The 12,174-nt window shown below is 68.6% G+C and carries 12 protein-coding genes; 10 read left to right on the top strand and 2 right to left on the bottom strand.

Annotation, left to right across the window (positions count from 1 at the left end; translation table 11 throughout):
- Positions 1-12 precede the first annotated feature (12 nt).
- From lepA to era, 10 genes are all read left to right on the top strand, one after another.
- Positions 13-1,815, top strand: a complete 1,803-nt coding sequence (lepA, locus tag QY307_02905) for a translation elongation factor 4 (GenBank protein ID WKZ83748.1) — start codon at positions 13-15, stop codon at positions 1,813-1,815.
- Positions 1,805-2,962 (top strand): radical SAM family heme chaperone HemW, encoded by a 1,158-nt coding sequence (gene hemW, locus QY307_02900; protein ID WKZ83210.1) that lies wholly within the window; start codon positions 1,805-1,807, stop codon positions 2,960-2,962. The genes lepA and hemW overlap by 11 nt, the downstream gene beginning before the upstream one ends.
- Before the next feature lie 30 nt (positions 2,963-2,992).
- Positions 2,993-3,976: a heat-inducible transcriptional repressor HrcA gene (hrcA, locus tag QY307_02895; protein ID WKZ83209.1), complete on the top strand. Its 984-nt coding sequence runs from the start codon at positions 2,993-2,995 to the stop codon at positions 3,974-3,976.
- A 1-nt stretch (position 3,977) separates the two neighbouring features.
- Positions 3,978-5,051 (top strand): DnaJ C-terminal domain-containing protein, encoded by a 1,074-nt coding sequence (locus tag QY307_02890; GenBank protein WKZ83208.1) that lies wholly within the window; start codon positions 3,978-3,980, stop codon positions 5,049-5,051.
- A gap of 88 nt (positions 5,052-5,139) precedes the next feature.
- Entirely contained in the window at positions 5,140-5,619 is a 480-nt protein-coding gene (locus QY307_02885) for a transcriptional regulator (GenBank protein ID WKZ83207.1), read from the top strand.
- Positions 5,620-5,740: 121 nt separating this feature from the next.
- The gene (locus QY307_02880) at positions 5,741-6,661 is read left to right on the top strand and encodes a PhoH family protein (protein ID WKZ83747.1); all 921 of its coding nucleotides are present in this window, start codon (positions 5,741-5,743) and stop codon (positions 6,659-6,661) included.
- Entirely contained in the window at positions 6,658-8,916 is a 2,259-nt protein-coding gene (locus tag QY307_02875) for an HDIG domain-containing protein (protein WKZ83206.1), read from the top strand. The genes QY307_02880 and QY307_02875 overlap by 4 nt, the downstream gene beginning before the upstream one ends.
- A complete protein-coding gene (ybeY, locus tag QY307_02870; protein WKZ83205.1) occupies positions 8,913-9,377 on the top strand; it encodes an rRNA maturation RNase YbeY in 465 nt (154 codons plus the stop codon). Before QY307_02875 ends, ybeY begins: the two co-directional genes overlap by 4 nt.
- Positions 9,374-10,543 (top strand): hemolysin family protein, encoded by a 1,170-nt coding sequence (locus QY307_02865; protein WKZ83204.1) that lies wholly within the window; start codon positions 9,374-9,376, stop codon positions 10,541-10,543. Before ybeY ends, QY307_02865 begins: the two co-directional genes overlap by 4 nt.
- Complete coding sequence (gene era / locus QY307_02860; protein WKZ83203.1) at positions 10,540-11,412, top strand: GTPase Era; 873 nt, start codon at positions 10,540-10,542, stop codon at positions 11,410-11,412. Before QY307_02865 ends, era begins: the two co-directional genes overlap by 4 nt.
- Positions 11,413-11,418: 6 nt before the next feature.
- Here the strand turns inward: era and QY307_02855 are convergent, their stop codons facing one another.
- Together QY307_02855 and QY307_02850 are read right to left on the bottom strand one after the other, a co-directional pair.
- Positions 11,419-11,877, bottom strand: a complete 459-nt coding sequence (locus tag QY307_02855; protein WKZ83746.1) for a VOC family protein — start codon at positions 11,875-11,877, stop codon at positions 11,419-11,421.
- Between the two features lie 2 nt (positions 11,878-11,879).
- A complete protein-coding gene (locus tag QY307_02850) occupies positions 11,880-12,170 on the bottom strand; it encodes a 4a-hydroxytetrahydrobiopterin dehydratase (GenBank protein ID WKZ83202.1) in 291 nt (96 codons plus the stop codon).
- Positions 12,171-12,174 lie beyond the last annotated feature (4 nt).

Below are 12,174 nucleotides of genomic sequence, written 5' to 3'. Positions count from 1 at the left end.
CCCCATCCCGGGATCGGTGTGACCGACACCTCGCGTATCCGCAACTTCTCCATCATCGCGCACATCGACCATGGCAAGTCGACCCTGGCCGATCGTCTTCTGGAGCGCACCGGGGCGATAGCCCCCCGTGAGATGCGGGATCAGGTGCTGGACTCGATGGACCTGGAACGCGAGCGGGGGATCACCATCAAGGCCCAGGCGGTGCGACTGCGCTACCGGCGGCCGGGGGGCGAAGAGTTCGTGCTCAACCTGATCGACACGCCGGGCCACGTCGACTTCTCCTACGAGGTGTCGCGCAGCCTGGCGGCGTGCGAGGGGGCGATCCTCCTCGTCGACGCCGCCCAGGGGGTGGAGGCACAGACCATCGCCAACGCCTATCTGGCGATCGAAGGGGGCTTGGAGGTGATTCCGGTCTTGAACAAGGTCGATCTTCCCGCCGCCGACCCGGACCGTGTCGCCTTGGAGGTGGCAGGGGTCCTGGGTGGGGATCCCGAGGAGGTGCTTCGGGTCTCCGCCAAGACCGGCGAGGGGGTGGACGCACTGTTGGAGGCGATCGTCGAACGGCTGCCGCCGCCGTCGCCGGGCGAGGGCCCGCTGCGGGCACTGGTGTTCGACTCCCATTACGACATCTATCGCGGGGTCGTCTGCTACCTGCGGGTCACCGATGGCTCGATCACCACGGGTGACCAGCTTCGCTTCATGGCCACTGGAGAGGACCTTCCCGCCGACGAGGTCGGCGTGCTCACCCCGAAGGCGGTCCCGATGGCATCGCTCGGAACGGGCGAGGTCGGCTATCTGATAACCGGCGTGAAGGAGGTGGAGCGGATCAAGGTGGGCGACACGGTGACCCGGCGCGACCGTCCGGCGACCGAGATGCTTCCCGGGTATCGGGAGCCGAAGCCGATGGTGTTCAGCGGTCTCTTCCCGACCGACGGCGACGAGTTCGAGCGCCTGCGGGAGGCCCTGGAACGGCTGCGGCTCAACGATGCCGCCCTCGTCTATGAGCCCGAGACATCACGCGCCCTCGGCTTCGGGTTCCGCTGCGGCTTCCTCGGCCTCCTCCACATGGAGATCGTCAGGGAGCGCCTCGAGCGGGAGTACGACCTGTCGCTGGTCACCACGGCGCCATCGGTGGCGTTTCGGGTGGGACTGCCCGACGGCGAGGAGGCCGAGGTGCGGAGCCCGCAGGACCTCCCCGAGGTTCGCTCCTACATCTCCGAGCCGATGATGCGGGCGATGGTGCTCACGCCCACCGAGTACACCGGGGCGGTGATGGAGTTGCTACAGGAGCATCGGGGCGGCCTGACGTCGATGCACTATCTCTCGAAGGAGCGCGTCGAATTGGTGTATCGCGTTCCGCTCGCCGAGATCGTGTTCGGCTTCTTCGACCAGCTCAAGTCGCGCACCCGGGGATATGCCTCGCTCGACTACGAGGTGGATGGCTATGCCATCGCCGACCTGGTTCGAGTCGACATCCTCCTCAACGGGCTCCCCGTGGACGCCTTCTCCGCCATCGTCCACAAGGACAAGGCGTACTCCTATGGGCGCCGGCTCGTCGATCGGCTGCGGCAACTGATCCCGCGCCAGATGTTCGACATCCCGATCCAGGCCGCGGTCGGATCGCGCATCATCGCCCGAGAGACGGTGAAGGCGAAGCGCAAGGACGTCCTCGCCAAGTGCTACGGAGGCGACGTCACCCGGAAGCGCAAACTGCTGGAGCGGCAGAAGGAGGGGAAGAAGCGGATGAAGATGCTCGGCTCCGTCGAGGTGCCGCAGGAGGCCTTCATCGCCGTGCTCACGGTCGATGAGGGCTGATCGACCCGACTCGGCCACACTCGCCGACGGTGCCGCCGATCTCGTCGCCGCCTACGTCCACGTCCCGTTCTGCCGGAGGCGCTGCCCCTACTGCGACTTCGCCGTGGCCGAGATGGGCGATGCCGAGCGGCTCACCGGTGCCCTGGTCGCCGAGATCGGCAGATCCCGCCCGTTCGCGCGGCCGCTCGACGCGGTCTACTTCGGTGGGGGGACGCCAAGCGCCCTGGAGCCGAAGCTGCTGCGGCGAGTCCTCGAGGCGCTGCAACACCGATTTCGGTTCGCCCCCGACGTCGAGGTGTCGCTGGAGGCCAATCCAGAAGACCTGACCCCGGCACTGGCGTCAACCCTGGTCGAGTGCGGGTTCAACCGGATCTCGCTGGGTGTCCAGTCGCTCGACGACGACGTGCTGCGTCACCTGGGACGGGCTCACGACGGCGTTCAGGGGCGGGCTGCGCTCGATGCGGCGCGAGCCGTCTTCCCATCGGTCAACGCCGATCTGATCTTCGGTGCACCCGGCGAGTCGGCGGGGTCGTGGGAGAGGTCGCTGAGAGGCGTGATCGAGTGCGGAGTCGACCACCTGTCGGCCTACGCGCTGACGGTGGAGCGAGGCACCGCACTCTCTCGTGCCGTGGCCAAAGGCGCTCCGGCTCCCGACCCCGACCTGCAGGCCGATGCCTACGACGTCGCCCTGCAGATCGTTGCCGCCGCCGGCCTGGCACGCTACGAGACCTCCAACTTCGCTCGCCGCGGGCACGCCTGCGCCTACAACCTCATCACCTGGGCCCAGGGTGAGTACGAGGCCTTCGGCAACGGGGCGCACCGGCATCGGGATGGGGTGCGGTCCTGGAACCTCTGGAGGCTCGACCGGTACCTGGAGAAGGTCGAGGCAGGATCGTCGCCGGTCAGCGGGCACGAGCGGGTGGAAGGCGCCGCCGTCGAAGTGGAGCGTCTCATGCTGGGGCTGCGTCGGGCGGCCGGGGTGACTCTCGGAAGGGGCGGCGCCGCCCTGCTCGCCTCCCCGGCAGGGAAGCGCCTGGCAGATGCCGGCGTGATCGCCGTCGAAGGGGGTCGCCTGAGGGTGGCTCGCCCCCTGCTCGGCGACGAGGTGGCCCGTGAACTGTTAGCAATCGACCTCCCCGAGTGCTAACGAATGGCCGGTCCTGCTAATCTCCCGGGGATGCTCGACGCGCGCAAGGCCGCCATCCTGGGGGCTCTGGTCGAGGGCCACATCGACACCGGAGACCCGGTCTCGTCGCGCGCCATCCTCGAGCGTTGCGGGATCGAATGCTCCAGCGCCACCATCCGCAACGAGCTCGTGATCCTGGAGAGGATGGGGCTGGTCAGCCAGCCACACACCTCGGCCGGGCGAGTGCCCACCGATCGAGGCTTCCGCTACTACGTCGACCACCTGTCGGCAGGTTCGGCACGCGCCTCGGTCCGCCATCGCATCGACGGGTTCTTCAGCACGGTTCACTCCGAGTTCGGGAGGATCCTGCGCGAGACCTCCGACCTGCTCAGCGAGATCACCCGCTATCCGGCCGTCGTGCTCGGCCCCGGCCTCCGGGGCCACGTGGTGCGTGACCTGCAGGTGTTTCCGCTCGAGGCGGGGGCGGCGATGCTCGTGCTCCTCACCGATTCGGGAAGGGTGTATCAGGCGGTGCTGCGTCCGCAGATGCCCGTGGGACCGAGCGACGTGGCCGCAGCCGCGGAGCTGCTCTCCTGCCACGTCGGGACGACGTTGGGAAGCGAGGTGGACCTGCCCGCCAACGGAGCCGTCCCCGCCGTCATCGCTCTGGTGGCACTGGCGGCAGATGCCATCTCCGCCGCCCTCGACCGCGGCCGCGACGTCTTCGTGGGTGGGGCCAGCCGGATGGTCGACCTCTGGGAAGACCTCGAGAAGCTCCATCGGGTGCTTTCCCTGCTGGAACGCGAGGCTGCCATCCTCGAGCTGCTGGACGACACCTCCGAGGGCACGTCGGTGAAGCTGGGCACCGAGCTGCACTCCCCTGAGCACGACCTGGCGATCGTGTCGGCCGGGTACCCGGCGGCCGCATCCAGAGGCCGCGTCGGGGTATTGGGCCCGATGCGGATGGACTATCGGCGCGCCATCCAGGCCGTGGAAGAGGTTTCCGGCGCCTTGGGCGACAGCCTCAACCACTGACGTGGCGGACTACTACGAGACGCTCGGGGTGGCCCGAGACGCCGGCCCCGAGGAGATCAAGCGGGCCTTCCGGCGTCTCGCCCGGGAGACGCATCCCGACGCCAACCCGGATGACGCCGCCGCCGAGGAGCGCTTTCGGGCGGTGGCCGAGGCCTACGAGGTGCTGTCGGACCCGCAGCGGCGAGCGGCGTACGACCGCGGGGACCGGGTCGACCTGGGAGATCTCTTCTCGTCGTTCGCCGGTGTGGAGGATCTTCTCTCACGGTTCTTCGGAGGCGGGTTCGGTGGCTTCGGGGGATCGTCCAGAGGGCCCGTTCCCGGCCGGGACGTCGGGGTGCACGTCGCGGTCACGCTCGCCGAGGCGGCATCGGGTGTCGAGCGGGTGGTCACATATCGCGCCGCCGTGCCGTGTGCCACCTGCGCCGGGTCGGGTGTGGCCCCCGGTGCCGAGTTGGTCGAGTGTGACCGCTGTCGGGGTGCCGGCTCTCTGCGTTCCAGCCGTCAGACCATGTTCGGGACCGCGGTGTCGGTGGTGCCCTGCGACCGGTGTCGGGGTAGGGGCAAGGTGGCGACGGCGCATTGCGAGGAGTGCCGGGGCGGCGGATCGGTGACCGACGAGGTGAGCATCCCGGTCGGGATCCCCCCGGGCGTCGAGGATGGGACCCGCCTGCGGATCGGCGGAGCGGGCTCGATGGGCGACCCGGGGGCGCGGCGCGGCGACCTGATCATCGGGATCTCCGTCGAGGACGACTCTCGCTTTCTCCGCCACGGCCCGGATCTTCTGCATCGAGTCTCGATCGGGATCGCCGAGGCGGCACTGGGCACGGAACTGCAGATTCCGACCGTCGACGGCGAGTCCACCTCGTTCACCGTCCCCGCCGGCACCCAACCGGGGACCATCTTCAAGCTGGCGCGCCTGGGGATGCCGCGCCTCGAACGCCGCGGTCGGGGTGACCTGCTCATCGAGGTCGGGGTCGAGGTCCCGACTTCGCTCACCTCGGAGCAGGAGGAGGCGTTGCGACGGTTCGCCGGGGATGGCGGTCCGGTGAAGCCGTCCAAGCGGCGGCGGCGTTGAGCACTGGAACTCGCGCGCTGAGTTGCTAGGATGAGCGCTCAGCGCAGCCATCGGTGACTCAGGGTGGCGGATGGTGGAGGAGGGATCGGTGACGGCGTCGTACAACGAGATGGTCGGGATGCGGCTTCGGTCCATCCGTCGGCAGCGTGGCTTGTCCCTGCAGGACGTGCAGCGCCTCTCCGATGGCGAGTTCAAGGCAGCCGTCGTCGGGGCCTACGAACGCGGTGAGCGCAGCCTTTCGCTGCCCCGCCTGCAGCGCATCTCCCAGTTCTTCCAGGTTCCGGTTGGCGAGTTCCTGCCCCGGCCCGAGGGCGCCGAACGGGCGGTGCCGTCACGCGCCAGCAAGGGGATGACCATCGATCTCAATCGTGTCGAGCGGCTCTCCGGGACCGAGTCGGTGATCGTCAGCCGGTTCCTGCGCTCGATCCAGCTGATGCGTCAGGACTTCAACGGGGAAGTGCTCACCATCCGTGCCGACGATCTCCGGATGCTGTCACTGCTCATCGATCAGACCGAAGAGGCGTTCTCGGAGCGGCTCTCCGACCTGGGGATGACGACCGGCGCCTAGTCCGGCTTTGCCGGTGCTCGGCGATATACTTTCGCCTTCGCATGATCCCCTCTTCGCGAGGACTTTCGTGACCCACGCTTCACTCACCGAGGTCACGCTACGCGTTCCCGGCGACCACACGATGGTCGCCTTGCTCGGCGAGCGTGACGGCCTGCTTCGCATCGTCGAGGATGCCCATCCCGATGCGACCATCGTGGCGCGCGGGGACGAGATCCGCATCAATGCCCCGGAGGCGACGGCGGCTCTGGTTCGCACCACTTTCGAGGAGCTGCTGGTACTGATCGCCGGGGGTCAGAGTCTCGACGCCGACCGCGTGCGACGGATGGTGCAGCTGGTGAAGGACGACGTCGAGGTGCCGTCTCGCGTCTTCGCCGACGGCGTTCCCGTCGGGCGGGGCAAGGTGATCCGGCCGAAGACGCTCAACCAGAAGCGGTATCTCGACGCCATACGCGAGGGCACCGTCGTGTTCGCCATCGGCCCTGCGGGCACCGGCAAGACCTACCTGGCGATGGCCCTGGCGGTGCACGGCCTGCAGGCCGGGGAGTACACCCGCATCATCCTCACCCGCCCTGCCGTGGAGGCTGGTGAACGGCTCGGGTTCCTCCCCGGGGACCTGGCCGCCAAGGTGGACCCGTACCTTCGTCCCCTGTACGACGCCCTCTTCGACATGCTCGGGCCGGACGAGACCGGAAGGCTCCTGGAGCGGGGGGCGATCGAGATCGCACCACTGGCCTACATGCGAGGCCGCACCCTCAACGATGCCTTCGTGGTTCTCGACGAGGCGCAGAACACTTCTCCCGAGCAGATGAAGATGTTCCTCACCCGCCTCGGGTTCAACTCGAAGATGGTGATCACCGGCGACGTCACCCAGGTGGACCTCCCGGAGGGGCGGGCTTCCGGTCTGCGCCAGGTCGGTGAGGTTCTCGAGGGCATCCCCGGGATCGTATTCCTGAGGCTCGGCGCGGAGGACGTCGTCCGCCATCGCATAGTCGCCTCGATCGTCGAGGCCTACCGCATGCACGAGGAGGCACGGGGGCGATGAGGCTCCTGGCACGCCTCGGCACCCTGGTCCGGCCGGCGACCATGTTCGTCACCGTGGGCCTGGTCGCCGTGATCCTGGTGTGGGGCCAGGAGGAGGCTCCGGCCCCGATCGAGCTGCAGGTGGGGGAGGGCGCTCCCCGCACCTTCGTGGCCACCAGCACGGTCGAGGTCGTCGACGAGGAGGCCACCGAGGCGGCACGCCAGGCGGCGGCGGCGGCGGTCGCCGACGTGTACCGAACCGACACCCAGGCCACGGAGACCGTGCTCAGCATCATCGCCGTCCTCTTCTCCGATCTCGCCGTCGCCGCCGAGCCGGTGGAGCCGGAGGCTCCTGCCACCACCACCACCGAGCCTCCCCCGACCACCGAGATCCCGACCACGGTGACGACGGCTCCCGGTGACGAGACGACCACGACGGAGGCCGCCACCACCACGACCACCGAGCCTCCACAACCGATCCCGAGAACCGAGCAGATTCTGCTCATCAAGGCCTCGTACCCGCTGCTCGAGGACGAGACGATCGCCGCCCTGGTCGACCTGGTGAACGACGATGCCGAGCGGATCGCCGCCGGCGAGACGGCGCTGTTCCCGGTGGTGCGTCAGGAGGCGATCGACATCGCCGAGGACTATCTGCTCGACGGGATCCGGCCGACGGAGCTCGACGAGGCACGAACCGACCTGGTGACCCGCCCCAGGCCCCTGGTTCTGCTCCCCGACGAGATCCGCGAGCCGACCGAGCGCGCCGTCTCCGACGTCGTGGTCAATGCCCTGCAGGCCAACGAGTTCCGCGACGACGCCGCAACCCAGCTGGCCCGCCTCGAAGCCAGTGCCGCCGTCGAGGAACTGAAACGCACCTTCGGAGCCGGCCTGGTGATCGTACGCGAGGGGGATCCGGTGACCGCTCCCGCCCTGGAGGCGATCGAGAAGCTCGGGTTGCTCGAGCCCGAGGTGGAGGCGGCCCCGACGCGCGCCATGGCGCTGGTGGCCCTGCTGGTGGTGGTGCTGGCGTTCGTGTTCATGGCCAGGTTGGCGCGCGACACCTGGCGTCACCCCAAGATGGTCGCCCTCTTCGGTCTGCTGCTGGTGATCGCCGCCTTGACGTCGAGGGTTCCCGAGTTGGTGTCGCGCGATCGAATCGAACTGGGATTCGTCCTGCCCGCAGCCCTGATCGGGTATCTCGCCGCCAACCTGTTCGACGTGCGGGTGGCGGTTCTCATGGCGCTGCCCCTCCCCGCCTTCACCGCCCTGGCCACCGGTGACCTGGCACTGGTGGTGTTCACCGCCGCCGCAGCCCTGACGCCGGTGTCGCTGGTCTCATCGGTCGCCTCGAGGACCCAACTCAACCTGGCGGTGGTGATCTCGGCGTTGGCTCACGCCCCGCTCGCCGGCGCACTCGCCTGGCTCTTCTACGGCTCGGAGACCGTGGTGCTATCCGCGGTGTGGGGCTTCGTGGGTGGCATCGTGAGCGGGGTCGTCGCTCTCGGCGTGCTGCCGATCCTGGCCGCGGCGTTCGGGATCACCACCACGCAGACCCTGCTCGACCTCACCGATCGCAACCACCCGGCGCTTCGCCGCATCGAGGAGTCGGCGCCGGGCACCTTCAACCATTCGATCATGGTGGGGAACCTGGCGGATCGTGCCTCCCGCGCCGTCGGCGCCAACCCGCTGCTCGCCCGGGCGATGGCCTACTTCCACGACCTGGGGAAGACCGTTCAGTCCAAGTACTTCGTGGAGAATCAGTTCGGGGTCACCAATCCTCACGACCGGCTTCCGCCCGAGGAGTCGGCGGCGATCATTCGCAGCCACGTGAGCGAGGGCCTTCGTCTGGCCAGGGAGTTCCGGATCCCGCCCGACGTCGCCCAGGGGATCCTCACCCACCACGGCACATCCCTGATGCGCTTTTTCTCGCACCGTGCCGAGGAGTTCTACGGGGACGACGTCGACCTGGGCGAGTACCGTCACCGGGGCCGCAAGCCGAAGACGAAGGAGATGGTCATCCTGATGCTCGCCGACGCCACCGAGGCCGGCACCCGGGCCCTGGTGCAGAGCGAAGACCCCACCAGCGAGAGCATCCGCGAGCTGGTGGAGGGGATCATCGCCGAGAAGGTCGAAGATGGTCAGCTCGAGGAGTCCGACGTCACGTTCGGCGAGCTGACCCGGATCAAGGAGGCGTTCGTCGATTCCCTGATCGGGTACTACCACACCCGCATCCCGTACCCGGGCTTCCCGGTTCCCCGAACCACCCAGCCGGTGTGAACGTCTACCTGAGCGACGAACAGGGTCATCCTGCCGATGCCGCCTCGCTTCTCGCCTTCGCCGAGAAGGTGTTGCAGGCCGAGCGGTTTCCCGGCGACTCCGAGTTGGCCGTCTACCTGGTGTCCCCCAAGGAGATGGCCGTCTACAACGAGCGCTTCATGGGACGCAAGGGTCCCACCGACGTCCTCGCCTTCCCCCTCGAGGTGCTGGTCCCCGGCGAGCCACCCCGGTCGCTGCCCGGCGAGCCGCCGATCAACCTCGGTGACGTCTTCCTGTGCCCGGAGGAGGTGGAGCGCAGGGCCCGGCGAGAGCAGATCCCATATGACGACTTCGTCCATCTGCTCCTCGCCCACGGCATACTTCACCTGTTGGGATACGAGCACGACGACGAGAGCGGCGCCGAGACCATGGAGCGGCGCGAGGACGAGCTACTCGACCTGATCGGGAGGACCTGGCAGTGATCGGCCTTGCCCTCGGCCTGTCGGCGGCGCTCATGGCCGTGGCCGCCGCCCTGCGGTTCGGAGGGGCGTCGATGCTGCGGACGAACCGCGCCGATGCCTTGCGCGACGCCGCCATGGGAATGTCAGGGGCGACCCGGGTGGCGGTGCTCCTCGAAGACCCGACATCGGTACAGCCATCGATAGGCATGGTTCACGTGGCGCTTCTGGTGGCCGCCGGCATCCCGGCGACCTGGGCGCTCACCGCCCTGGCCAGCGGCGCCTTGCTCCTCGGATTGCTGGTGGCGCTCGGTCTGCTGCTGGTGCTCGCCGGGGACACCTTGCCCCGGGCGTTCGGACGGGCGGCGCCTCGCCGGCCCGCCTACCGCCTTTCTCGCCTGCTGGCCGGCGCCGTACACCTCGGGCGTCGGGCCGCCGACTTCATGTCCGAGGGCTCCGATGCCACCGGGAGCGGGGAAGCGGAGGACGATGCGTTGGTCGAGGAGAAGGAGCTCATCTCGTCGGTGCTCGAGTTCACCGATGCCATCGTGCGCGAGGTGATGGTGCCCCGCACCGACATGGTGAACCTTGCCGCCTCCGACGACACCGACCGGGCGCTCGACGTGGTGATCGAGTGCGGCAGATCCAGGATCCCCGTCGTCGGCGACGATCTCGATGATGTGGTCGGCGTGCTCTACGCCCGGGACCTTCTCGGCCTCTTCGACAGCGGCCAGGGCCCGCAGCCGGTGAGCCGTCTGATGCGCCCGGTACGGTTCGTTCCCGAGACCAAGCGCGTCTCGGAGCTTCTACGCGAGCTGCAGGCGTCCAAGGTCCACCTGGCGATCGTCGTCGACGAGTTCGGGGGCACCGCCGGGCTGGTCACCATCGAAGACCTGCTCGAGGAGATCGTCGGCGAGATCGTCGACGAGTACGACACCGAGGAGCTGATGTTCCAGGTGCTGCCCGACGGAGGGTTCCTCCTCGACGCCCGCCTCCCCGTCGACGAGGCCGAGGAACTGCTCGGGGTGACCCTTCCCGGTGAGGACTGGGACACGGTGGGAGGGTTGATGCTCGGCCTCGCCGGCCGGGTACCCGAGGAGGGTGAGGCATTCGCGGTGGCGGGACTGCGGCTGGTGGCCGAGAAGGTGCAGGGCCGTCGAATCTCGTCGATTCGCGTCGTGCCCGAATGAGGTCGGGCTTCGTTCCCGTCGTGGGGAGGCCCAACGTCGGCAAGTCGACGCTGGTGAACGCCCTGGTCGGGAGCAAGGTGTCGATAACCTCACCGCGCCCGCAGACGACACGCAACACGATCCGCGGCGTGGTTGATCGCGACGACCTGCAGATCGTGCTCGTGGACACCCCCGGGCTGCATCGACCTCGCTCCGCACTGGGGGAGCGCCTCAACGCCGCGGTGATGGGGTCGCTGGTGGAGGCCGACGCCGCCCTGTTCGTGATCGAGGCGACCGGGAGGATCGGCCCCGGAGATCGGCTGATCGCCGAGCGCCTGCAGGCGGCGGGCCTGGCCACGGTGTGCGTGGTCAACAAGGTCGATGCCGCCGACTCCGCCGACGTCGTCGAGAGGCTCGCCATGGCTGCCGAGTGGGACTTCGCGGCGTACGTTCCGGTGAGCGCACTCACCGGTGACAACCTGGAGCCGGTGGTCGCCGAGATCTCCCTCATGCTCCCCGAGGGGCCCCGTTACTTCCCGGAGGGGATGCCCTCGGATCAGGCCGACGAGTTCCTGATGGGCGAGATCGTGCGCGAGAAGTTCCTCGCCCTGCTGCGCGACGAGCTGCCCCATTCGCTGGCGGTACTGGTCGACTCCGTCGAGGAGCAGCCCAATGGAGTGACTCGGATCGAGGCCGAGGTGATGGTGGAACGAGAGAGCCAGAAGGGGATGGTGATCGGCAAGGGCGGGGTACTGCTGAGGGAGGCAGGCAGCGCCGCCCGCTCCGAGTTGGAGGCGCGCTTCGGCACTCGGATCCACCTCGAGTTGAGGGTCAAGGTCCGCAAGGACTGGCAGACCCATCCGGGCATCATCGCCCGGCTCGGCATGTGAGCCGATTCAATCCTCGGGCCCGGGGGATGGCTCGGATGCGGCGGCGAGCTCGTCGATGAGTCGCTCTTCGGCTTCAGAGTCCACCTCTCGCAGCCGGGTGGCGATCCACCACAGGTTCCCGGCGGGATCGACCACGCCTCCGTAGCGCTCTGCGGATTCCGGGTGGTTGCTCGGCTCGACCACGATGACGGCGCCGGCGTCGAGGGCGGCGGCGAAGGCGTCGTCGCAATCGGGGACATAGAGGTGGATCGTTGCGGGCATCGTCCCGGACTCCCCGGTGGGCTCGGCCACGATCACCATGCCGTCTCCGAGGCGCACCTCTGCGTGGATGACGGTTCCGTCCGGCCGCTCGTTGCGATGGATCACCTCACCCTCGAAGGCGTCCTCCAGGAAGTCGAGCAGATCGTCGGGGTCATCGGCGATCAGGTAGGGGATCACCGTTCCGAGCTCCGGCCGCTTCCACACCGTCAACTCGTCACCCCCAAGCCGTCGATCGCCTCGATGAGACGCCGGTCGAGCTCCGTGAGGGCCCCTGCCGAGTGGGTGATCAGGGTCAGCGTCACCCGATTCCAGCGGATGTCGATGTCCGGATGGTGATCGGCGGCCTCGGCGACGAGGGCGACCCTGGTGACGAAGCCCATCGCCTCGGCGAAGTCTGCGAAGCGAAAGGTGCGGCCGACCCCGGCTCCCGCCGGTTCCCAGGCGGGGTGCCGGGAGGCGAGTTCGGCGCGTTGCTCGTCGGTGAGTGGATCGTTCACCCTT

This window comes from Acidimicrobiia bacterium (genome assembly GCA_030584185.1).
Lineage (GTDB): Bacteria > Actinomycetota > Acidimicrobiia > Spongiisociales > UBA11373.
Note: the sequence above shows the minus strand (reverse complement) of the source record. Positions and strands in the feature narration are given on the sequence as shown.

Bases quoted from the DNA above. Each gene is read 5' to 3' on its own strand.
- QY307_02875 (WKZ83206.1), top strand. From the start codon at position 6,658: ATGAGGCTCCTGGCACGCCTCGGCACCCTGGTCCGGCCGGCGACCATG.
- era (WKZ83203.1), top strand. From the start codon at position 10,540: ATGAGGTCGGGCTTCGTTCCCGTCGTGGGGAGGCCCAACGTCGGCAAG.
- QY307_02880 (WKZ83747.1), top strand. From the start codon at position 5,741: ATGGTCGCCTTGCTCGGCGAGCGTGACGGCCTGCTTCGCATCGTCGAG.
- hemW (WKZ83210.1), top strand. From the start codon at position 1,805: ATGAGGGCTGATCGACCCGACTCGGCCACACTCGCCGACGGTGCCGCC.
- hrcA (WKZ83209.1), top strand. From the start codon at position 2,993: ATGCTCGACGCGCGCAAGGCCGCCATCCTGGGGGCTCTGGTCGAGGGC.